This is a genomic window from Pseudomonas sp. W15Feb9B (assembly GCF_000828175.1).
Lineage (GTDB): Bacteria > Pseudomonadota > Gammaproteobacteria > Pseudomonadales > Pseudomonadaceae > Aquipseudomonas > Aquipseudomonas parakoreensis.
Genome location: NZ_JTKF01000005.1, coordinates 123,867 through 145,354, shown reverse-complemented (window position 1 = coordinate 145,354; position 21,488 = coordinate 123,867). Strand labels below are relative to the sequence as shown.

The window sequence follows — 21,488 nt, the reverse complement described above, 5'->3', positions numbered from 1 at the left end:
ACCCATCGAGGGTCGAACATCAACTTCGCCGCCCGATCAATTGCAGGAACTCTTGACGCGTGGTGGTGCTGTCACGAAACGCCCCGAGCATCACCGAGGAGGTCATGACCGAATTCTGCTTTTCAACGCCGCGCATCATCATGCACATGTGCCTGGCCTCAATGACCACGGCCACGCCGGCGGCATCGGTGATCTGCTGGATGGCCTCGGCAATTTGCCGGGTGAGGTTTTCCTGGATCTGCAGGCGCCGGGCGAACATGTCCACCACGCGCGCCACTTTCGACAGCCCGAGCACCCTGCCGGTGGGGATGTACGCCACGTGCGCCTTGCCGATGAAAGGCAGCATGTGGTGCTCACACAAGGAATAGAGCTCGATGTCACTGACGATGACCATCTCATCGCTTTGCGATTCGAACAGTGCGCCGTTGGTGACGTCTTCCAGGCTCATCGTGTAGCCGTTGCACAGATACTGCATCGCTTTGGCCGCACGTTTGGGCGTGTCGAGCAGACCTTCACGCTCGGGGTTTTCTCCGACGCCGACGAGAATTTCACGGTAATGGCTGGCTAGTAGTGGGTTCATTCAGAGGACTCGCAGCAGTGCTGTGCGTGAGGGCCAATCCGTAGCGCAAGAGTTGTACGCAATTAAGTTCTTTGTATAGGTTTTACTCAAGATAGGCTGAAAAAATCCGCCTGACAATCAATCGGCAATCTTTTTTATGCAGATGCGAACACCTCACATCGCAGCGTGCGAGGTTGCGCGTTTGGCGCAGAGGGGAAAGCGCTCCCGGGCAGTGGGAGCGCTGGGCGAATTCGCGGAATTATTCGCTGTAGGTCGGGTAATCCACATAGCCTTCGGCATTGCCGCCGTAGACCGTGGCGGGGTTCAGCGGATTGAGCGGCCAGTCATTGGCGATGCGCGCCGGCAGGTCCGGGTTGGCCATGAACGGCCGACCGAACGCCACCAGGTCAGCCAGCCCCGATTCGAGCAATTGCGCGCCGGATTCAGCGTTGTAGCGTCCGGCGTAAATGATGGCGCCGCTGAAGGTGTCGCGCACTGCGCGGCGGAACGTTTGCGGCATCACGGGCGCGTCGTCCCAGTCCGCCTCGGCGATGGACAGGTAGGCAATCCCCACATCCTCAAGCACCTTGATCGCTTCAATGTAAGTGGTGTGCGGGTCTTCCTCGACCATGCCCAGATAAGTGCGTGCTTCATCGGTGGTGGTGAACAGCGGCGCGAACCGCACGCCGACTTTTTCCTTGCCGATGCACTCGGCGACACCCGACACCACTTCGCGCAGAAAACGCAGGCGATTGTGCAGCGAGCCACCGTATTGATCGGTGCGCACATTGCTGTGCGCAGAAATGAACTGGTTCACCAGATAGCCGTTGGCACAGTGCAATTCGATCCCGTCAAAACCGGCATCCATCGCATTGCGCGCCGCCTGAATATAAAGCTGAACCAGTGCCTGGACTTCATCGGTGCTCAGCGCTCGCGGTGCGGATGGCTTGACCAGCTCTCCAGCGCCCGGCGTGGTTTCAATGAACACGCTGACCCGTTCAGTAGCGATGGCGGAAGCGGATACCGGGGCCGCGCCGTCGGGTTGCAATGCGGTGTGGGACACACGTCCGACGTGCCACAGCTGGGCGAATATCACGCCGTTCCGGGCATGAACCGCTTCGGTGACAATGCGCCATCCGGCAATTTGTTCAGGCGTGTGAATGCCGGGGGTCCAGGCGTAGCCCTGACCGCGAGGCTCGATCTGCGTGCCTTCGGTGACCAGCAGACCGGCGCCGGCGCGCTGCTGGTAATACTCGGCCATCAATGCGTTGGCGTCATTGCCCGGTTGCGTGCTGCGCTGGCGGGTGAGGGGCGGCAGGACGATGCGGTTTTTCAGGGTGTGCTGGCCCAGGGTGAAAGGCGTGAAGAAAGGGCTGTTTTTCATGGAATTCCTGTTTTGGCCTTATTAGACCAGTCGACTAGTAATGCGGCAAAAAAAACACCGTGCGTGATGCGCACGGTGTCCGGGAGGCTGGTGGCTCAGGCCAACAGCTTCAACAACGTTTCAGCAACGGCTGCCGAGCTGGCAGGGTTTTGACCAGTCACCAGTTGGCCATCGATCACCACGTGAACCTGCCAGTCAGCCACTTTGGAGTAGCGCCCGCCAAGACGCTGGAACTCGTCCTCGATCAGGAACGGCACGACATCGGTCAGGCCCACAGCGGCTTCTTCAGCGTTGGTGAAACCGGTGACGTCCCGGCCTTGAATCAACGGCTTGCCATCGGCAGCCGTGACGTGGCGCAGCACACCCGGCGCATGGCAGACGAAACCGTGGGGTTTGTTGCTGCGGTCGAAGGCTTCGATCAGTGCGATCGAGTGTTTGTCCTCGGCCAGATCCCACAGCGGGCCATGGCCACCGGGATAAAACACAGCATCGAAATCCTCAGCGCTGACATCCGCCAGACGCCCGGTGTTGGCCAGTGCCTGTTGGGCAGCAGGGTCCTTGCGAAAGCGCTCGGTTTCAGCGGTTTGCGCATCGGGCTCATCGCTTTTCGGATCGAGCGGAGGCTGGCCGCCAGCCGGCGATACCAGGGTGATCTGTGCACCGGCATCCTTGAAGGCGTAGTAGGGGGCCGCGAACTCTTCGAGCCAGAAGCCGGTTTTCTTGCCGGTGTTGCCAAGCTGATCGTGGGAAGTCAGAACCATCAAGATTTTCATAGAGCGCCCTGTGGTGGTCGGGTGTCCTCGACGGGTTCGTCTGCGACACCTTGGAAGGAATGACGGGCACAGCATAGATTCATATTAGACCGGTCGTCTAGTAAATTTTTTACGGCGGTGTTTCCGCGCGATCACTGTGGCAAACTCCTGCTCATCAGAAATATACGACTGGTCTAATGTTTGGTATTTTGCGCCCCATGAAACCGACCTACGACGATACCCGCCAACACCTGCTCGACACCGGCCACCGCATGATGGCCGAAAAGGGCTTCACCAGCGTTGGCCTGAGCGAGATCCTGCAGACCGCCGGTGTGCCCAAGGGCTCGTTCTATCACTACTTCAAATCCAAGGAACTCTACGGCCAGGCGTTGCTGGAGGATTACTTCGTCGGCTACCTCGCAGATATGGAGCGACGCCTGACACTGCCGGGGCTCAGTGCCTATGAGCGGCTGATGGATTACTGGCAGGGCTGGCAGAACCGCTGCACCCTGGAAGGTCACGGCGATGAATGCCTGGTGGTCAAGTTGAGCGCGGAAGTCGCCGACCTGTCCGAGTCGATGCGCCTCACCTTGCGTGACGGCGCCGAGCGCATCGTTGCGCGGATCACGACGTGCCTGGAAGCAGGGCAGCTGGATAAAAGTGTGCCGGATGCTGATGCTCGTCAGCTGGCGGAAACCCTTTACCAGCTCTGGTTGGGCGCCAGTCTGCTGAACAAGCTGCAGCGCACCGGGCAGTCATTGCAGACCTCGATGGTGATGACGAAGCAGCTTTTGCAGCGGCCATCAAACTGAAGCGCCAGGCCTGTTGAGCGCCCCCGATTCTGGTGGCCTCGCCCTCAAGGTAGCGCGTAGATCTTGAACAGCTTCTTCGCCGCTTCGCCGGCGCCATCCAGGTATTTGTCGTACGCCTGCTCGATGTCGCCAGCGCGGTACATTTCACTCAACGCAGTGTCGACCAGCAGGCGGAAATCTTCGTCGTTTCGATCCAGTGCCATGGCCGTCGGCGCGTACTCGAAAATCCGCTCCAGCAGCACCAGGTGACCTTCCGGGTCATTCCTGCTCAACAGATGCTTGAGCACCATGCGCTCAGCAAAGAACGCACTGGCTTTACCATCGGCAACCTGTTTGAGGCCTGCATCGGCATTCTCCACCGTGACCAGCGTGGCCACCACGCCGAGCAAACGCATCTGCTGGTGTATCCACGCCTCGGTCACACCGCCGGCGATGGCAGCATACGTTTGATTGGACAGCCCAAGGTTCGCGGTGGCACGCCACGTTGGCCCGGTATGGGACACCTTGCCATTGAGCACATTAAGCAACGGCTGGGAGGCGTCCTCGCGCACCACGGCCGAGAGACCGGCGGTGTAGACCGGCACCGAGTAGCTGACCTGCGAGCGCCGCGCCAGTGTCGGAGGGGTCGGTGTACAGAGAATGTCGATTTTCCCCGAATTGACGGCATTGATTTCGTCGTTCAGGGACACAGGCTGGTACGCAATCTTCAGCGTGGGCAACGCCAGTTCGCTTTTGACCTTTTCGGCGATTTTCAAACAGAGGTCGATGGCATATCCGCTGGCTTTATCCGCGACCTGCTCGCTGAATGGCGCGAAGTCCGGCAAGTAACCGAGAGTGAACGTGTGGCTCGTGCGGATGCGCTCAAGCGTGCTGCCGTGGGCCATGACTGGCAATAGCGTCAGTAGGCAGACGAGTAGCAGCGGGTGGGATTTGCTCAGTTTCACGTTCATGTGCGGGTTCCTCGAATTCAGCTGTCTGAGCCGTCACGATGACGGCGGTCAAGGATTGTCGGCCCGGGGGTGAACCGGCACAGGCACGTCGACAAAACGTTTGGCAAGGAAGCCGTAGAGCAGGTAGCCGAACACCAGAACCAGAATGCCGCCGAACACCGCATCTTTGCCGCAGGCATACAACGCGTAGAGGGAGTACGCCACGGCCACCACCAACAGCAAGGTATTGCGGGTGTACACGCTGGCACTGACCTTGGCTTTGTACATCATGACCAGCAGCCCGGTGGCCGCTGTTACATAGGGAATCAGGTTGGTCACTGCGGCGAGGCTGACCAGTTTGCCGAACTGCGCACTGGCGTTCGGCGAAATGGTCGACAGCGCCATCAAGGTCTGCAGCACGCCGCAGACCAGCATCCCGACGATGGGGGCATTGCGGGCGCTGACCTTGCAGAACAGTTTGGGGAACATGCCCTGGTCAGCCGTCATCTTGGCGGTTTGCGCCAGGGTGAACTGCCAGCCCAACAGCGAGCCCACGCATGCCATCACTGCCAACGCCATGATGATGTGGCCGACCGTCGGGTTGAACATATGCGCATAAACCAGCGCGAACGGCGCGGACGAGTTAGCCAGCTCGGCATTGGGAATGATCCCCTGAATGACGGTCGTCGAGAGCACGTAGACAACCGCCGCTCCCAGTGTGCCGAACAGGCAGGCCAGCGGCACCGTACGCGTGGGGTTTTCCACCGCGTCAGAGGCCTGGGCGGCCGATTCCATGCCGAGAAAGGCCCAGAGTGTCAGCGGAATTGCTTTGCTGATCGCTTCGGAAATGGGCAGGTTGTAAGGGTTCCAGGCGGCGATCAGCAGATCGGGTTTGAACCAGAACCATCCGATAAGGCACAAGCCGGCGACCGGGATGATCACGCCCCAGACCGTAATCGCACCGATCTTGCCGGTAACGCCGGGGCCGCCAAAATTTGCCACGGTGGTTATCCAGAGCAAGCCGACCGTTCCGATGAACAAAGGAATGGCGCCGCTTCCCAGCCAAGGCATGAACGACGTCATGTATCCCACTGCGGAGATGGCCACCGCCACGTTGGCGATGGCCAGTGACAGGAAATACAGATACGAGCAGAGGAAGAATCCCGACTTTGCGTGCGCCTCTTCGGTGTAGGCGGATAAGCCGCCCGAGCGCAGACAGAAGATGCCGCACTGGGAAAAACAATATGCAATGGCCATGGAGCCGACAGCAGTGACGATCCATGACAACAGCGAGACCGCCCCGAGTTGCGCCATGCTGGTCGGCAACATGATGATGCCCGAGCCCATCATGTTGACGGTCACCAAAGTGGTGAGTCCCGTCAGGCTCATTTTCTTGTTGGTGTCGGTCATCGAAACCCCCTCGATCGGCGAAGTGCATCCGCGCCCAGCCCTTGAACGCACTGCAGCGTGGTCATGGTCAATGTTCGCCGACGGTTGAGGTCAACGTGTCTGCCTTGTTTATCCAGCCTCCGCCTGTTGCCTTGTAAACATCGATCATGGCGGTGAACACCGAACCCCGGGTCCGGGTGTAGGTCAGCTCGGCGTCGAACAGACTGCGCTCGGCATCCAGCACTTCTATGTAGCTGGTATAGCCGTTGTCGTAACGCAGCCGGGCAAACCGGGTGTAGGTGCGCAAGGCTTCGACCTGATTGCCTTGAGAAGTCATTTGCTCGCGGGATTTGCTCGCGGCAACCAGGGCGTTTTCAACATCCCTGAAGGCTGACTGGATCGACTGTTGGTAAGCCAGCAAGGTTTGTTTTTGAACGGCCTCGGCCTGTTGCACCTGGCCGGCGATCCCGCCAGCGGTGAAGAGCGGCATGCTGGCCGCGACCCCGTAAGACCAGGTGGCGGCCGGCCCGGTGAACAGGTTGGACAGTTGGTTACTGACCGAGCCCAACAATCCGGTCAGCGATATCGTCGGGAAATACAGTGCCTTGGCCGCACCGATTCGGGCGTTGGCGGAAACCAGATTCAACTCGGCTTGCCGCAAATCGGGGCGGCGCTCAAGCAAGTCCGAAGGCAGCCCGGCGGGCACCGATGGCAGCGACAGTTGTGTCAGCTCACGGCCTCTGATGATCGGCCCTGGATTGCGCCCAAGCAGCACCGCCAGATTGTTTTCCTGTTGCGCCACCAGTGACTCGAATTGCGCAACGGATGCCTGGGTGCGCTGGAATTCCGAAAGGTTTTGCGCCAATTCCATTTCAGAAATGGTCCCGGCACCGAAACGCAGCTTGAAGATTTCGTAGGAGTCGCCACGGGCCTTGGCCGTGGTGCGGGCGATTTCCAGTTGGCGGTCAAGATCGCGCAGCGCGATGTAACTCGATGCCACCGACGAGACCAGGCTGAGTATCACCGTCCGCCGACCTTCTTCCGAGGCCAGCAAGTCAGCCCGCGCCGACTCATTGAGTCGCCGCAAGCGCCCCCAGACGTCAAGCTCCCAGCTCACACTCAGGGTGGCCTGATAATTCTGGTAAATCGGGTCGACGCTGGAGTCCAGCGGTACCGGGCCATTGTCGCGTGGCGCGCGGGAACGACTGCCTTGCGCGGCGGCGCCGATTTGCGGAAACAGCTGCGAACGCGCCACACCGTAACGGCCCTGAAACTCCTCGACCCGGGCGGCGGCGATCTTGATGTCTTTGTTTTGCGCCAGCGCGCTGCGGATCAAGTCATTGAGCACCGGATCGTTGAACTGTTCCCACCACAACGCGTTGGACAGGTCGTTGGCCTCTTGCTCTGCGTAACGATAGGCCGGCGGGGTGTCGGTGGCCGGGCGCTGGTAATCCGGGCCGAGCATGCAGCCGCTGAGCCCCAGACAAATCAACCACGACAAATGGCATGTGCGCATTCATTCCCCCTCGTGTCTGTGCAGGGGAGCGCCACCGGGGATCTCTCCGGGCGATGTGAGCGAAGGCGGCGGGGTGGTCTGTTGCGGCGCGCCTTTTTTCTCGGTCAAGCGTTCAACCAGGTAGTAGAACAGCGGGATGAAGAAAATGGCGATGACTGTTGCCGCCAACATCCCGCCGATGACACCTGTGCCGATCGAGTGTCGGCTGTTTTCCGATGCGCCGACGGCAATGGCCAATGGGACACACCCCAGAATGAACGCCAGGGACGTCATCACGATAGGCCGCAGCCGCTCCCTGGCGGCGGTCATTGCCGCATCGTAGGCAGACATGCCGCTTTCCCGGTTCAGTACCGCAAATTCGAAAATAAGGATGGCATTCTTCGCGGCCAGGGCGACCAGCATGGTCAAGCCGATCTGGAAGTAAACATCGTTACTCAACCCGCGAATCAGTACCGCGAGCAGGGCACCGAACAACGCAAAGGGCACCGCCAGCAATACCCCGACGGGCAGGGACCATTTTTCGTACTGCGCGGCCAGGATCAGGAACACCATGACCAGGCCGAAGATGAACACCTGAGAGGAAGCGCCCCCGCTTTTTTTCTCCTCGAAGGCCTCGCCACTCAGGGCCAAGGCATAGTCATTGGTCATGATTTCAGCGCTGATCTCTTCCAGCGCCTTGAGTGCCTGACCGGAGCTGTAGCCGGGCGCGGCGTTGGCGGTGAGCTTGACTGCCGGGAAGTTGTTGAAGCGCGTCAGCAGGTCGGGGCCGGTGACGTAGCGGGTGGTCAGCAGCGCTTTGAGCGGCACCATCCCCAGGTTCTTGCTGCGCACATAAATCTGCTGCAAGTCTTCAGCCTTGAGTCGGTAGCTCGGTTCAGCCTGCAGAATCACCTGCCACAGACGGCTGAACTTGTTGAATTGAGACACATACAGAGAACCGAACATGGTTTGCATGGTGCTGTACACGTCTTCCACCGGCACCCCCAGCGTCTCGGCCTTTTCGCGGTCGACATCGACCAGCAATTGCCGGGAAAACACATTGAAGGTCGAGGTGATGGCGCCGAGTTCCGGACGCTGCCTGGCTTTTGCGACAAGCATGCCGACCATCTCGGCCAGTTGCCCGACGCTGGCGTCGCCCTTGCTTTGAACCCACACCTCCATGCCGCCCGTGGTACCGAGGCCCGGTATGGATGGCGGGTTGACCGGCAAAATGATCCCGCCCTGTACTGTGGAAAAGGCCCGGGCCGCTTTCTGGATGAGCGCTGGAGCACTCTGTTCCTTGATGGTTTGCGAGTCCTTGTAACGCTCTTCGAAATCCTTGAACCCGACGAAAAAGGCACCGGCATTGTTCTTGTTCTGGCCATCGAGCAGGCTGTAGCCGTTAACGATTGCGACACCCTCGACGGCCTCGTCATGCATGAAGAAATCACTGGCGACCTTGCCCACTTCAGCGGTGCGATCCAGGCTGGCGGCATCGGGCATGATCAGCGCGCCCAGCAGATACCCCTGATCCTCCGGTGGCAGAAAGGCACTGGGAATGCGCTGCGCCATCAGCGCAATCAAAACGATCATGCCGGCGAACAGCAGCAACGCCAGCACAAAGCGTTTGATCATGAACGCCACGGCACGCGAATAGCCTTCGGTCATCCGCTCGAAGCTACGTTCGAACCAGCGGAAAAAAGCGTTCTTTTCGCCTTGGTGAGGTTTGAGCAGCAGGGCGGCCAAGGCCGGTGAAAGCGTCAACGCTACCAAGCCGGAGATCACCACGGAGATGGCGATGGTGATCGCAAACTGTTTGTAGAGCTGCCCGGTGATGCCCCCCATGAAAGCCACCGGCACGAACACCGCACACAACACCAGCACGATCGCGACCACCGGGCCGGCCACTTCATCCATGGCGCGTTTGGCGGCGTCCTTGGGGTTCATCTTGTGTACGTGCATATTGCGTTCGACGTTTTCAATCACCACGATCGCGTCGTCGACCACGATGCCGATCGCCAGCACCATGCCGAACAGCGTCAGCATATTCACCGAAAATCCCAGGGCGGACATGCCGATAAAGGTGCCGACAATCGACACCGGTACGGCGAGTACCGGGATCAGCGTGGCGCGCAGACTCTGCAGAAAGATGAACACCACCACGACCACCAGCACCAGCGCTTCGAAAAAGGTGTGAATCACCTCGGAAATCGATGCGCGGGTGAACGCGGTAGTGTCCATCACGATCTTGTATTCGATCCCTTCGGGAAATGTCGTTTTCATTTGTGCCAGGGTCGACGTCACCGCTGCCGAGACATCGAGGGCGTTTGCCCCCGGTTGCTGATACACCGCGATCAGCGTGGCGGGACGTCCCTGATAGGTGCTGCGCAGCGAATAGTCCTTCTGCCCGAGTTCGGCGCGCCCTACATCCTTCAGGCGGACGATGGCCGCGCCGTCGTTGCTGGCGCGCAAGATGATGTTCTCGAACTCCGCAGGCTCCGTCAGGCGGCCCTTGGTGGTCACCGCGAACGATTGCTCCACGGCCTGGCCGGTCGGCGATTGCCCGACACGGCCGACGGCGAATTGCTGATTCTGATTGGCGACCGCTGTCTGTACGTCAGCGGCGGTGATGCCCAGTTGCGCCATGCGATCGGGTTTGAGCCAGATCCGCATGGCGTAGTCCGGCGTGCCGAAAATGCTCGCCTGGTTGGCCCCCGGAATGCGCTTGATTGCATCCAGAATGTAGAGGTTCGCGTAGTTGGCGACATAGGTGCTGTCATAGCGCTCGCCGGCAGAATACACGGCAAGCACCATCATGAACGCGGAAGATTTTTTCTGTACCTGAATGCCTTGGCTCTGGACGGCGGAGGGCAGTTGCGGCAAGGCCAGATTGACGCGGTTTTGCACATCGACCTGGGCAAGGGACGGGTCGGTGCCAATCTCGAAGAACACGTTGAGGGTCATGTTCCCCGTCGCCGAGCTCGACGAGTTCATGTAGATCATATTGTCGGCGCCGTTGACCTGTTGCTCGATCGGCGCTGCCACGTTATTGGCCACCACCTGGGCATCGGCGCCGGGGTAGGTTGCCGAAACGGTAATTTGCGGTGGGGTAATATCCGGGTACTGGGCCACCGGCAATTTGGCCATGGCCACCGCGCCGGCCAGGGTGATGATGATTGAGATCACCGAAGCGAAAATGGGCCGATCAATGCAGTAGTGGGAAATACTCATGGGCTGTGCCCGGTGTCTTGCTGCGTGCTGGCAGCCATCGGTTTTGTCGGCGTCTGGTTAGCTGGCGGGGCAGGAGGGGCAATGATGTTCAGCGGCCCTCCGGGCGTGACTCTGATCGCACCGTCGACCACGATCCGTTCACCGGCCTGCAACCCTTGGGTAATGAACCAGTCATCGCCGTGCCAATCACCCACTTCGACCACTCGTTGCTCGGGCTTGCCCGCAGCATTGATCACCCAGACGAAGTGGCTCTTGGCCCCCTCCAGAACGGCTTTTTGCGGTACGACGATGGCGTTCGGCCTGGTAGCGCCGATGGCCCGCGCCCGCACGAACTGGCCGGGACGCAATTGGCCGTTGGGATTGGCGACCACGGCGCGGACCAGAAAGGTGCCGGTGTCCTGACTGTAGGAGGGCGCGGCAAAATTCAGTCGCCCCTGTTCGGGCAGCACCGAGCCGTCGGCCAATACCACTTCCACGACAAATTCACTGCGCAGCGGGAATATGAGGTGCCCGGAAGCAATCTCTTCGCGGAACTTGAGCGTCTCGTTTTCCGAAAGACTGAAGTTGACGTAGATCGGGTCCATCTGCGAGACGGTGGTCAGCAGTCCGGACTCACCGGGTGTGACGTAACTGCCTTCCTGCTTTTTGGCAAAGCTTGAAAGACCGGTAAGCGGGGAGGCGATGGTGGTGTAACTGAGGTTCAGCTGTTCGGTTCGCACCGACCCTTCGGCGGCCAGCACGGCGGCTCTGGTCTGACGCTCATCGCCGACAGCATTGTCCAGGTCCATCTTGCTGACAGCATTCTGCGCCGCCAGCGGCCGGACACGGGCGAGGGTGGCTTTGGCCACCTCCCAGCGTGCCTGCTGTTGAGCCAGTTGCCCCTGGGCCGAGAGCAACGAAGCTTCAAAGGGCTTGCGGTCCATCTGAAACAGCGTCTGCCCGGTTTTTACCAGGTCGCCTTCGGTGTACAGCCGCTTTTCCAGGAACCCGGCAACCCGGGCGCGGATCTCCACTTCGCGGGAGCTTTGGGTTTGCGCAACGAATTCGAAGGTCACCGGTGTCGTGCGTGCGGTGACCGTCATGATCGTGACATCAGGCGCTTGACGGGCGAGGGTCGGGGGTTCTTTGCCGCAGCCGGCGAGCAGGCTCAGGCTGCCGACGATAATGGCGACGGGCAAGCCGAGTTGCCTGCCAACACTCATGTTCCTGCCCATATTCTGCTCCGTGAAGGTTTCTCGGACAGACGCTTAGCCATTTGTTGATCACAACGCTAGCACCGGCATTCAGTGGCATTTCTGACAATTATCAAAGAACACGATTTGCCAGCCGCGAGACCCATGGGTTGGCACTCAAACCATGGAGCAGCACACTCAGTAAAACGGTACAGGCTGCTACAGCCACCAACGTACGACCGACTTGCAGAGGGTAGTCCAGAATCATCACGGCGAAGACAATACTTGCCAGGCCGCGCGGGCCGAACCAGCCGATGAACAGCCGGGTTTCGAAGTCGAAGTCGGTCCCTGCCAGACTGATAAGCACAGGCAGTACGCGAACCACGGTCAGGCTGAGCACTGCATACAACCAGATATTCAGCGTGAAACTGCTCCAGGCCCAAGGGATTACCTGCGCGCCGAACACCACCCAGGTAATGACGGAAAGCAGGCTGGCGAACTCTTCACTGGCCTTGAGCAGATCATGCTTTTGTTCAGCAAACAGATAACTGGCGAGCAGGCCGCCAACGAACGCCGCGATAAACCCGCTACCGCCTGATGCTTGCGCGGTGGCAAAGCAAACCAGCGCCAGTCCGGGTAGCGTCAGCTGCGACCACATGGGTGCTTGCCAATGGTGTTTCCCGGCGTAACGCTGCAACAACCAGGCGATCAACGTCAGGGCGACGCCGACGAGCGCGCCAATGCCAAGCTCCTCGGCAACCAGCTCCACCGCCAGCGAGACGGGCGACCGCGTCTGTTCTTCGATCAACAGGGCCAGGAACATCAACAGCACCGGCACGCAGATGCCGTCATTGAGCCCGCTCTCCACGTTCAGTCCTTCACGCACGGATGCCGCCACCTTCGGGTTGCTCACGACAGCCTTGCCCAGTGCGGCATCAGTGGGCGCCAGAAGAGTCGCCAAGATGGCCAGTTCGATCGAGGGAATCTGCGGAAACAGCCAGATGCCGACCAGCCAGCCACCGAGCATGGTCAGCGGCAGCCCGATCAACAACAAGCGTAGCGGTAATCCTTCGTGGGCTTTCAGCACCTTGAGATCAGCGTTGGCGGCATCGCTGAAGAGCACAATTGCCAAGGTCAGTTCGGCCAGGATCCGGAGGCCGTCCTTGTCGATCCGGGGCAGCAGCAGGCCCAGGAATGCCGGGCCAAGCATCAGCCCGGCGAGCATGAACATCAGAGGCCCATTGAGCAGGCGCGACTCGAAACGTCCGGCAAACAGGCTATAGACAAGAAGGAAGGCGGCAAGCAGTGCCAGGTTCTGATACATCGGTCACCTGCCTGTCCGGGTTTAGAGAGAAGGGATAAGGCAGGTTTAATTCATTGCTCGTAGCGTCTTCTGATAAAAATCAATGGATGTGAGGATTCCCCAATCAACTACCTGATCAGCTCCTGTGTCGACGTTCCAATAGAGAGAACAGGTACATGCCGGCCAGCATGGCCAACACGAATACGATGATCTGCCCGTGCCCGGTAAGCAGAATAGCGACGGCTGGCCCAGGGCAGATTCCCGCCATCCCCCAACCGATGCCGAACAGCAGGCTGCCGCCAATCAGGCGGGCATCCAGCTCCCGTTTCATCGGTAGCTGCATGGGGGCTCCCAGCAAGGATTGCTTGTTGTTCCGCGCCCAATTCAGCGGGATGACCGCCACGGCGATGGCGCCTCCCATCACCAGTGCAAGTGACGGATCCCAGGCCCCGGCCACATCCAGGAAAGCCAGTACCTTGGCGGGGTTCGCCATGCCTGCCAGGAGCAGCCCAAGGCCGAAGATCAGTCCTGCGAAAAAAGCGCTCAGCTTGATCATTTTCAAGCCCCCACGACATGACGAATGACGTACACCGTTGCAAAACCGGCGAACATAAAGCACATCGTTGCCGTGATGGATCGAGCAGACAGTCGAGAGATCCCGCAAACCCCATGACCACTTGTGCAGCCAGAGCCGTAACGGGTGCCCACGCCGACGAACAGTCCCGCAATGATCAGCGTCGGCCATTCTGCCTTGATCTCGATCTGCGGCAGTACGGCAAACACCCCCCACAGCAGTGGCGCGAGCATCAGGCCAAGAAGAAACAATGCCTTCTCGCTCCAGCCCTCACTGCCAAATTGCATCACGCTGCCAATCAAGCCACTGATGCCGGCGATGCGACCATTGGCGAGCACGAATACCGCGACCGCCAGGCCTATCAAGGCCCCTCCGCCCAAGGCAGTCCAAGGCGTAAAGTTCAGCCAATCGATGCTCATTTTGTAGCTCCTGCACAGAAGTGCTGATTAAAAGCCAAACATCACCGCGCGTGCCGTGGAGCTGTTGATTCGCTTGCCGGCGTGTTTTGCGTCATTTCAGGTGGCCGCCCAATCGGTTCGATGCTGCAGCAGAAAATCGACGAATGCCCGGACCCGCTGAGGAACGTAGCGGCCATGAGGGTAGAGCAGGGTGTAAGGCCGGGAGCGCCCATTGTAGGGCTGGAGTACCTCGACGAGGCGCCCATCGGCCAATTCGTTCTCGACAATGAATCGGTAAGTCTGGAACAGACCAGCACTGTGTTTGGCCAGAGTAACGCCGCCCAGCACATCGTCCGAGCAGCAATAGCGGCCCTCTGTGAAAACCTCCCGATGTTTGCCATCGACCTCGAACAGCCATGAGATGCGACGACCGCTGCTGGGCAGTTCAAATTGAATGCACTCGTGAGTGACAAGGTCATCCAGTGTCGTTGGCGTGCCGGCTCTGGTCAGGTATTCAGGTGTCGCGACCACGACCAGTTGTGCGTCCTCCAGCAAGCGGGCGATCAGGGTCGAGTCCGGTTGAGCTCGGACCCGAATCGCCAGATCGTAGCCTTCCGCCACAAAGTCGATATTTCGGTTACCCAAATGGATATCCACGCTGACGTCTGGATAAAGCGCCCGAAACTTCGGCAGAAGCGGCAGGATCCGGTGATGCCCATACGTGGTCGGAAGACTGATGCGCAGCCGCCCTGAAGGCGTCGATTGAGCGCCCATGACTTCTTGCTGTGCTTCCACCAGTTGCGTCAGGGCCTGTCGGCATTGTTCATAGAACACCCGGCCGGGTTCAGTCATCCGGATGCTGCGTGTGGTTCTGACGAAGAGACGTGATCCCAAACGCTCCTCAAGACGCAAAATCGTGCGGCTTACTGCTGCAGGCGTCACACCGGCTACCTGCGCGGCTGCTGTGAAACTGCCCGTTTCCGAGGCCAGGCAAAATAGCTCGATGCTTCCTAGCTGCAGGTCATCAAAATGACGCTTCATATTCATCACACCGAGTATTCGCGAAGTGCCCAAAGCATACCGAGGTCGATGACGCAGTGGCGAGGACCGCGGCTTTTATTCATTACATGGCGTCATAAATGAAGTAACCGAGCGCGCATTTATTCATTCAAGGCCAGCTTTTAGAGTTCATTCCACTTGCGGTCTCATCATGCCGATGAGACGCGAACTGGAGACTTTTCCGTGCCTTTCATCAACGTTCGTATCACCCGTGACGGCGTTACCAAAGAACAAAAAGCACAGGTGATCGCCGAGATCACCCAGACCATGCAGACGGTGCTCAACAAAGACCCGCACCTGACGCACATCGTGATCGAGGAAGTCGATACCGATAACTGGGGCTACGCAGGAATATCCACGACCGAGTACTGCCAGTCGCTGGTGGAGCCCAGGTAATGCTGAGGCACCTGAAACCGCTTTTTTAAACTATCGAGGCATTATCATGAGCCATTCAAAAAAAGTCGTTGTGGTCACTGGCGCATCCCAGGGTCTGGGCGCGGGCATCGTCGAAGGTTTTCGTAAACTCGGTTATCAAGTGGTGGCGACTTCGCGCTCCATACAGCCGTCATCGGATCCGGACATCCTGACCGTCGCCGGTGACATTGCCGATCCGGCGACGTCCGAGAAAATCATTCGCGAAGGTGTAGCGCGTTTTGGCCGCATCGACACGTTGGTGAACAACGCCGGGATCTTCCTCGCCAAGCCGTTCACGGCCTATACCCGCGAAGAGTATGTAAATACCGTGGCCACCAACATGGGCAGCTTCTTCCATATGTCGCAGCAGGCGATTGCCCAGATGGAGAAGCAAGGCGAGGGCGGTCACGTGGTCAGCATCACCACATCGCTGGTCGATCACGCCATCGAGGGCGTGCCATCGGTGCTGGCGTCGCTGACCAAAGGTGGGATGAACGCCGCGACCAAATCCCTGGCGATCGAGTACGCCAAGCGCGGCATCCGCGTTAACGCGGTCTCGCCGGGCATCATCAAGACCCCAATGCATGGCGAGGAAAGCCACGCCGCACTGGGCCGCCTGCATCCGGTCGGCCACATGGGCGAAGTGCAAGACATTGTCGCAGCGGTGTTGTATCTGGACAGCGCCCACTTCGTCACGGGCGAAATCCTGCACGTCGATGGTGGTCAAAGCGCCGGCCACTGATGGAAACGGCGGCCTGGCTAACCAGGCGACCGGCAATCTGAAGCAAGAAGCCGCCATTGGCGGCTTCTCCCATCACATTTGAGGGGCGTTGCGAGCAGCGATCGCGACGGTGGTCGGCGAATCTGCAAGTGGGACGAATTGCCGTGTCGCGCCATCAAGTGCATCGATGCATCCGGCTTCGATGTCGTAAACCCAGCCGTGCAGATTCAGCCGCCCTTGCTCGAGCGCGAGGGCCACTGATGGATGCGTACGCAGATTCGCCAGTTGCGCGATCACGTTTTCACGCACAAGGCCATCGAGCTTGGCGCCGGGCGTATCGAACTCATGCGCCGCGTTAATCGCTTTCGCGGCGTCCGCGTGACGGAGCCAGTTAGCAACCGCTGGCAGGTGGTCCAGACAAGTGCAGCGCGAAATCGCGCCCATCGCGCCGCAGTCCGAATGGCCGCAGATCACTATGTCCTGGACGCCCAGCACCGCGACCGCATATTCGACGGTGGCCGAAACGCCGCCGGGCTCGGGGCCGTAAGATGGCACAATATTGCCGGCGTTACGAATCACGAACAGTTCGCCCGGTTCACGCTGCGTAAGGAGTTCCGGCACAACACGACTGTCCGAGCAGGTGACAAACAGCGCCTTGGGATTTTGTGCCGTCGCGAGCTGCTTGAACAGCTCGACACGCTGCGGATAAACCTCGCGCTGAAAGCGCAGAAAGCCGTCAATGATGTCACGCATGAAGTTCTCCAAACCCGATTAACAGATGGGGGCACAAGCACTCGATGTGCTGTCGCGCCGCGGTGGCCGGTATTATCGCAAACGTTGCGCGTGTTAGCTGTACTTGACTTGATGTCTGCAATCTACAGGCATTGGTGCAGGAGGGACGTAACGTAATACGCTATTTAACATAATATACATTACACGTAACAAGATGTTTCCGAATCAGCCCGGTTGCACGCCACATTCAATCCAGAGGCTCACCTGAAGCCGCATTTTCCAAAACCTCGGTATGGCCTGAAATTTGTGAGCATCAATCAGCATCCCGCGTCAGCTTTTCTATCAATATCCGGTGCTGTGGAAATTGCGCAGTCAGTCTGCGTCTGTCACCCATCTCCATATCCGCGAAATCAAATCCTGGCGACACGGTTTCGCTGATCAAACCAAACCCGTGTTCACCCTCAAGCAGTCGCGATGCTTTCCAGATGCCACCAGGTACGTGCATTTGCAAAAGCTGTCCCGCCAGAATGTCGCTACCCAATACCAATGTTTGAAGCGAGCCGTCACCTGAGATCATGCTGTACTCGATGGGATCGCCCAGATGGTAGAAATGCAGGATGTCCGATTGGTTGAAATGAAACTGGCCCACCGGCGAATCTTCAGTCAGCAAGTAATAGATCGAAGTCACCAAGTAACGTGGGCCACGGGTGGTTTGCAGCATGGCACGATGATCTGTTTGAAAAGTCCTGCGAAAATAGCCGCCTTCAACATGAGGCTGCAGATCCAGTGCAGCAATCACGTCCACGATCTCTGTTTTCCCTCGATTCATGGCCTGCTCCATTGATTGAAAGGCAGATAGGCTGATAGCTCTACTAAACAGCCATTTAGTAGAGTTGAATTGATCTCGTAGCCAATGTCTTATCAGTCCGTTATTGGGCGGTCGCTTTATAATATCTTGCTGACGGATATTGATTTTATTTCACAACACCTTTTCTAAAAGCATGGTTCTCTTGAACCTAGCTGACAGAGATACTCCAGTCTAAAGGGCTAGTCATTGTAGACCACTCGAATACTGTCGCAGGGTCGCAACGGGTTCGAACTGCTTAAAACTGAGGACACACAATGAATGCTGATTTTGCCGCTTGGACTTGGAGCGCTGGGAAAGGAATTGAGGGACTGCAACTCACCCGAAAGCCACTGGTGCAACCCGGCCCGTCTGAGGTACTTGTTGCCAACCGAGCAATCGCTCTGAATCCAGTAGACTGGAAAATGGTCGACTGGGGACACCCGAGCTGGAAGGACGTCACGTGCCGGGGGTGGACGGCGTCGGTGTGGTCGTTGCAGCAGGACCCGATGTCTCCATCAAGCCGGGTACGCGCGTCGCGTATCATCAGTCACTGACACGTGACGGTAGTTTTGCCGAGTTCTGTTTGCTGGAAGCCAGCATTGTACTAATCGTGCCCTCCGCGCTTGATGACGGTATAGCGGCAACACTGCCTTGTCCTGGGCTTACCGCATGGCAAGCATTGGAAAAGATACCCCAGGTCAGCGACGACGTATTAGTGGTGGGTGCAGGTGGTGCGGTCTGTCTGTTGCTTGTGCAGTTAGCAGTACAGCGAGGCTATCGGGTGTGGGCCACTGCAGCTCAAAAGCACCATGCGCGACTGAAATCGCTGGGTGTTGTCGGTGTTGTTGATTACCGGGAAGACAACTGGCAGCAGATACTTCAAGCGGGGCAGACAAAAAAAGATGGCCTGGCGGCCATCTTTTTCAACACTCAGCGATTAATACCGCCCAAGCAGAGGTATTTTATTTCTAGATAGTCTTCAATGCCGTATCTGGACCCTTCACGGCCAAGTCCCGACGCTTTGACACCCCCGAATGGCGCAACTTCGGTAGAGATCAGTCCTTCGTTGATTCCGACGATCCCGCACTCCAGTGCTTCGGCGACACGCATGATCCGCCCGATATCACGACTGTAAAAATACGAAGCCAGGCCAAACTCGGTATCGTTGGCCATCTCGATGGCTTGTGCCTCTGTACTGAACCGGAATAGTGGCGCCACCGGGCCGAACGTCTCTTCACGGAACACTTTTGATTCCCTCGGCACATTCACAAGAATCGTCGGCCGATAGAAACTGCCGCCCAAAGGATGACGCTCGCCACCGGTCAATACCGAGGCACCCCGTTCGACCGCATCGGCAACATGCTCTTCAGCCTTGCGTACTGCGTTGTCATCGATTAGCGGGCCGATTGTCACGCCTTCTTCAAAACCACTGCCCACGCTCAGCGCTTCGACGGCGATTTTCAGTTTGGCAGCGAACGCATCGTAGATGCCGTCCTGCACCAGCAAGCGGTTGGCACAGACACATGTCTGCCCGGCGTTGCGGTACTTGGAAGCCAACGCCCCCTGCACAGCCGCGTCCAGATCGGCATCGTCGAACACGATAAAAGGCGCGTTACCGCCCAGCTCCATGCTGGTCTTCTTGATCGTCGGTGCGCACTGGGCCAGCAATGTCGCCCCGACTTCAGTGCTACCCGTGAAGGACAATTTGCGCACATCCGGATTGGCAGTCAGTTCGCCACCTATCTCACTGCCGGGACCGGTAATCACGTTGCAAACACCCGCCGGCAGACCCGCACGCTCGGCCAGTACAGCAATGGCAATCGCCGAGAAAGGTGTCTGGCTCGCTGGCCGCAACACGCCCGTGCAACCGGCCGCCCAACCGGGTCCGGCCTTACGAGTGATCATTGCCGCCGGAAAGTTCCACGGGGTAATAGCGGCAAACACGCCGATGGGTTCTTTCTGGACGATGATGCGACTGTTTGGCGAATGGGAGGCGATGGTGTCGCCATAAACGCGCTTGCCCTCCTCCGCGAACCATTCAATGAACGATGCGGCATAGGTGATCTCACCGCGACTTTCGGACAACGGTTTACCTTGTTCGGCGGTCATGATGCGTGCGAGGTCTTCACGATGAGTGATCATCAACTCGAACAGCACTCGCAATTTTGCTGCGCGTTCTTTGGCGGTGAGTGCCCGCCATGCTGGTTGCGCGCGCCTGGCGGCGGCAATGGCGCGCGCAGTCTCGACCGCGCCCAGTGACGGTACGCGCCCGAGCACTTTACCGTTGGCCGGATTGGTGACGACGATGCTGCGCCCCTCACCCACCTCCAGCCACTGGCCATCGATGTAGTTCGCCTCGCGGAATAGCGTCGGATCTTCGAGCGTAGAAAGGAAATTGGTATCAGCCATGCTGTCGCTCCTCAAAATTCAATAACCTGCCGCACCGCACTGCCATCGTGCAGGCGGTCGAAACCTTCGTTGATGTCGTCAAGTTTGAGCCGGCCGCTCAGCAACCGGTCTACCGGCAGGCGACCGTCGCGATAGAGTTCGATGAACCGCGGAATATCGCGAAGCGGCACACAAGTGCCGATGTAGCTGCCCTTGAGGGTGCGCTCCTCGCCTACCAGTTGGACGACATTGACCGGCAACGACGAACCGGGTGGTGGCAGGCCGGCCGTCACGGTCATCCCTCCGCGCCTGGTCATTTTCATTGCGTTCTCCAGCGCCCGGATCGAACCGGCCATTTCGAAAACGTAGTCGGCGCCGCCACCGGTGAGTGCCAGCACCTGCTCGACGGCGTCGGGATCACCACCATTGACCACAGAGGTGGCACCGACATCCTTGGCCAAAGCGAGCTTTTCCGCTGACAGATCGACCGCAATAATTTTGCTCGCCCCGGCGGCTCTTGCCCCCAGCACCGAAGCCAGACCGACACCGCCCAAGCCAATGACCACGGCGGTCGAGCCCACGCGCAATTGCGCGGTATTGACTACCGCACCGACACCGGTCAACACCGCACAACCAAACAGCGCGGCTTCGACAAAGGGCAACTCGCGGTCGATCTTGACCACCGAGTTGCGCGACATCACGGCGTATTCCGCGAATGCCGAAACACCAAGATGATGATGAACGTGAGCGCCGGCCGCGCTCAACCGCACCGAGCCGTTGATCAATGTCCCGGCGGCGTTGGCTTTCGCTCCAGGCTCACACAGTGCCGGGCGCCCCTCAGCGCATGGTAGGCAATGACCGCAGCTGGGCATGAAGACCATTACTACATGGTCCCCCGGCTCAAGGTCGCTAACCCCCTCGCCCAACGCCTCCACCACACCGGCAGCCTCATGACCCAGTGCCATGGGCATTGGCCGGGGCCGATCACCATTGATCACCGACAGGTCGGAATGGCACAGACCGGCAGCACGAATTCGCACCAATACCTCGCCCGGTCCCGGCGAAGCCAATTCGATGGTTTCGATCGAAATCGGCTTGCTCAGGGCATAGGGCGGGGCGACGTTCATGTGTCTTAGAACAGCAGCTCTGACTTGCATCTTTTCGTCTCCGACGCAGCTGGACTCGATAGTGAGTGTTCATCACTATGCCGGAGCCCGACCAAGCCAGAAATGCATCGCCGGGCGCAGCTGTTTGGAATCGAATTCGCAAAAGCGCGCTATGCCAGCGGACACTCAATTGAATCGAATTGTTATTTGAGTTCTCAAATCT

General features: G+C 58.9%; 20 protein-coding genes. 4 read left to right on the top strand and 16 right to left on the bottom strand.

What is annotated here, in order from left to right:
- Positions 1-19 precede the first annotated feature (19 nt).
- The 3 genes from folE to OC71_RS02945 form a co-directional block, all read right to left on the bottom strand.
- Positions 20-580 (bottom strand): GTP cyclohydrolase I FolE, encoded by a 561-nt coding sequence (gene folE, locus OC71_RS02955; protein ID WP_041063950.1) that lies wholly within the window; start codon positions 578-580, stop codon positions 20-22.
- A 238-nt stretch (positions 581-818) separates the two neighbouring features.
- Positions 819-1,943 (bottom strand): alkene reductase, encoded by a 1,125-nt coding sequence (locus OC71_RS02950; protein ID WP_041063948.1) that lies wholly within the window; start codon positions 1,941-1,943, stop codon positions 819-821.
- Positions 1,944-2,038: 95 nt separating this feature from the next.
- A complete protein-coding gene (locus tag OC71_RS02945; RefSeq protein ID WP_041063946.1) occupies positions 2,039-2,716 on the bottom strand; it encodes a type 1 glutamine amidotransferase domain-containing protein in 678 nt (225 codons plus the stop codon).
- 197 nt (positions 2,717-2,913) lie between these two features.
- Between OC71_RS02945 and OC71_RS02940 the strand changes: the two genes are divergently transcribed.
- Positions 2,914-3,507 (top strand): TetR/AcrR family transcriptional regulator, encoded by a 594-nt coding sequence (locus tag OC71_RS02940; RefSeq protein WP_041064640.1) that lies wholly within the window; start codon positions 2,914-2,916, stop codon positions 3,505-3,507.
- 44 nt (positions 3,508-3,551) lie between these two features.
- On the opposite strand, the gene OC71_RS02935 is transcribed toward OC71_RS02940, so the two are convergent.
- The 9 genes from OC71_RS02935 to OC71_RS02895 form a co-directional block, all read right to left on the bottom strand.
- Positions 3,552-4,457 carry an amino acid ABC transporter substrate-binding protein gene (locus OC71_RS02935; RefSeq protein WP_041063944.1) on the bottom strand — a complete coding sequence of 302 codons (906 nt, stop codon included), beginning with the start codon at positions 4,455-4,457 and terminating at the stop codon, positions 3,552-3,554.
- A gap of 48 nt (positions 4,458-4,505) precedes the next feature.
- A complete protein-coding gene (gene potE / locus OC71_RS02930) occupies positions 4,506-5,846 on the bottom strand; it encodes a putrescine-ornithine antiporter (protein WP_041063942.1) in 1,341 nt (446 codons plus the stop codon).
- A gap of 67 nt (positions 5,847-5,913) precedes the next feature.
- Positions 5,914-7,341, bottom strand: coding sequence for an efflux transporter outer membrane subunit (locus tag OC71_RS02925; protein WP_041063940.1), 1,428 nt, complete (start codon positions 7,339-7,341; stop codon positions 5,914-5,916).
- A complete protein-coding gene (locus tag OC71_RS02920) occupies positions 7,342-10,551 on the bottom strand; it encodes an efflux RND transporter permease subunit (protein WP_041063938.1) in 3,210 nt (1,069 codons plus the stop codon).
- The gene (locus OC71_RS02915) at positions 10,548-11,633 is read right to left on the bottom strand and encodes an efflux RND transporter periplasmic adaptor subunit (RefSeq protein ID WP_052510577.1); all 1,086 of its coding nucleotides are present in this window, start codon (positions 11,631-11,633) and stop codon (positions 10,548-10,550) included. Before OC71_RS02915 ends, OC71_RS02920 begins: the two co-directional genes overlap by 4 nt.
- 223 nt (positions 11,634-11,856) lie before the next feature.
- Positions 11,857-13,047: a sodium:proton antiporter gene (locus OC71_RS02910; protein WP_041063934.1), complete on the bottom strand. Its 1,191-nt coding sequence runs from the start codon at positions 13,045-13,047 to the stop codon at positions 11,857-11,859.
- Positions 13,048-13,162: 115 nt separating this feature from the next.
- The gene (locus tag OC71_RS02905; RefSeq protein ID WP_041063932.1) at positions 13,163-13,582 is read right to left on the bottom strand and encodes a DUF6691 family protein; all 420 of its coding nucleotides are present in this window, start codon (positions 13,580-13,582) and stop codon (positions 13,163-13,165) included.
- A gap of 2 nt (positions 13,583-13,584) precedes the next feature.
- A complete protein-coding gene (locus tag OC71_RS02900) occupies positions 13,585-14,019 on the bottom strand; it encodes a YeeE/YedE family protein (RefSeq protein WP_041063930.1) in 435 nt (144 codons plus the stop codon).
- Between the two features lie 96 nt (positions 14,020-14,115).
- Positions 14,116-15,039 (bottom strand): LysR family transcriptional regulator, encoded by a 924-nt coding sequence (locus tag OC71_RS02895; RefSeq protein WP_041064637.1) that lies wholly within the window; start codon positions 15,037-15,039, stop codon positions 14,116-14,118.
- Positions 15,040-15,240: 201 nt separating this feature from the next.
- Between OC71_RS02895 and OC71_RS02890 the strand changes: the two genes are divergently transcribed.
- Together OC71_RS02890 and OC71_RS02885 are read left to right on the top strand one after the other, a co-directional pair.
- The gene (locus tag OC71_RS02890) at positions 15,241-15,453 is read left to right on the top strand and encodes a 4-oxalocrotonate tautomerase family protein (RefSeq protein ID WP_041063923.1); all 213 of its coding nucleotides are present in this window, start codon (positions 15,241-15,243) and stop codon (positions 15,451-15,453) included.
- Positions 15,454-15,499: 46 nt separating this feature from the next.
- Complete coding sequence (locus tag OC71_RS02885) at positions 15,500-16,213, top strand: SDR family NAD(P)-dependent oxidoreductase (protein ID WP_041063921.1); 714 nt, start codon at positions 15,500-15,502, stop codon at positions 16,211-16,213.
- Positions 16,214-16,285: 72 nt separating this feature from the next.
- On the opposite strand, the gene OC71_RS02880 is transcribed toward OC71_RS02885, so the two are convergent.
- Both OC71_RS02880 and OC71_RS02875 read right to left on the bottom strand, forming a co-directional pair.
- The gene (locus OC71_RS02880) at positions 16,286-16,945 is read right to left on the bottom strand and encodes a carbonic anhydrase (RefSeq protein WP_041063919.1); all 660 of its coding nucleotides are present in this window, start codon (positions 16,943-16,945) and stop codon (positions 16,286-16,288) included.
- A gap of 292 nt (positions 16,946-17,237) precedes the next feature.
- Positions 17,238-17,753: a cupin domain-containing protein gene (locus OC71_RS02875; protein ID WP_041063917.1), complete on the bottom strand. Its 516-nt coding sequence runs from the start codon at positions 17,751-17,753 to the stop codon at positions 17,238-17,240.
- Positions 17,754-18,240: 487 nt separating this feature from the next.
- Between OC71_RS02875 and OC71_RS26930 the strand changes: the two genes are divergently transcribed.
- Positions 18,241-18,747 (top strand): hypothetical protein, encoded by a 507-nt coding sequence (locus OC71_RS26930; RefSeq protein WP_177327898.1) that lies wholly within the window; start codon positions 18,241-18,243, stop codon positions 18,745-18,747.
- On the opposite strand, the gene gabD is transcribed toward OC71_RS26930, so the two are convergent.
- Together gabD and OC71_RS02865 are read right to left on the bottom strand one after the other, a co-directional pair.
- Positions 18,702-20,180 (bottom strand): NADP-dependent succinate-semialdehyde dehydrogenase, encoded by a 1,479-nt coding sequence (gene gabD / locus OC71_RS02870; RefSeq protein WP_041063915.1) that lies wholly within the window; start codon positions 20,178-20,180, stop codon positions 18,702-18,704. The two genes, OC71_RS26930 and gabD, sit on opposite strands and share 46 nt — an antisense overlap.
- 11 nt (positions 20,181-20,191) lie before the next feature.
- Positions 20,192-21,286: a zinc-dependent alcohol dehydrogenase family protein gene (locus OC71_RS02865; RefSeq protein ID WP_256198909.1), complete on the bottom strand. Its 1,095-nt coding sequence runs from the start codon at positions 21,284-21,286 to the stop codon at positions 20,192-20,194.
- Positions 21,287-21,488: the final 202 nt, after the last annotated feature.

Coding starts and splice junctions, on each gene's coding strand:
- folE (WP_041063950.1), bottom strand. CDS start 580: ATGAACCCACTACTAGCCAGCCATTACCGTGAAATTCTCGTCGGCGTC.
- OC71_RS02950 (WP_041063948.1), bottom strand. CDS start 1,943: ATGAAAAACAGCCCTTTCTTCACGCCTTTCACCCTGGGCCAGCACACC.
- OC71_RS02945 (WP_041063946.1), bottom strand. CDS start 2,716: ATGAAAATCTTGATGGTTCTGACTTCCCACGATCAGCTTGGCAACACC.
- OC71_RS02940 (WP_041064640.1), top strand. CDS start 2,914: ATGAAACCGACCTACGACGATACCCGCCAACACCTGCTCGACACCGGC.
- OC71_RS02935 (WP_041063944.1), bottom strand. CDS start 4,457: ATGAACGTGAAACTGAGCAAATCCCACCCGCTGCTACTCGTCTGCCTA.
- potE (WP_041063942.1), bottom strand. CDS start 5,846: ATGACCGACACCAACAAGAAAATGAGCCTGACGGGACTCACCACTTTG.
- OC71_RS02925 (WP_041063940.1), bottom strand. CDS start 7,341: ATGCGCACATGCCATTTGTCGTGGTTGATTTGTCTGGGGCTCAGCGGC.
- OC71_RS02920 (WP_041063938.1), bottom strand. CDS start 10,551: ATGAGTATTTCCCACTACTGCATTGATCGGCCCATTTTCGCTTCGGTG.
- OC71_RS02915 (WP_052510577.1), bottom strand. CDS start 11,633: ATGACGGTCACCGCACGCACGACACCGGTGACCTTCGAATTCGTTGCG.
- OC71_RS02910 (WP_041063934.1), bottom strand. CDS start 13,047: ATGTATCAGAACCTGGCACTGCTTGCCGCCTTCCTTCTTGTCTATAGC.
- OC71_RS02905 (WP_041063932.1), bottom strand. CDS start 13,582: ATGATCAAGCTGAGCGCTTTTTTCGCAGGACTGATCTTCGGCCTTGGG.
- OC71_RS02900 (WP_041063930.1), bottom strand. CDS start 14,019: ATGAGCATCGATTGGCTGAACTTTACGCCTTGGACTGCCTTGGGCGGA.
- OC71_RS02895 (WP_041064637.1), bottom strand. CDS start 15,039: ATGAAGCGTCATTTTGATGACCTGCAGCTAGGAAGCATCGAGCTATTT.
- OC71_RS02885 (WP_041063921.1), top strand. CDS start 15,500: ATGAGCCATTCAAAAAAAGTCGTTGTGGTCACTGGCGCATCCCAGGGT.
- OC71_RS02880 (WP_041063919.1), bottom strand. CDS start 16,945: ATGCGTGACATCATTGACGGCTTTCTGCGCTTTCAGCGCGAGGTTTAT.
- OC71_RS02875 (WP_041063917.1), bottom strand. CDS start 17,753: ATGAATCGAGGGAAAACAGAGATCGTGGACGTGATTGCTGCACTGGAT.
- gabD (WP_041063915.1), bottom strand. CDS start 20,180: ATGGCTGATACCAATTTCCTTTCTACGCTCGAAGATCCGACGCTATTC.
- OC71_RS02865 (WP_256198909.1), bottom strand. CDS start 21,286: ATGAACGTCGCCCCGCCCTATGCCCTGAGCAAGCCGATTTCGATCGAA.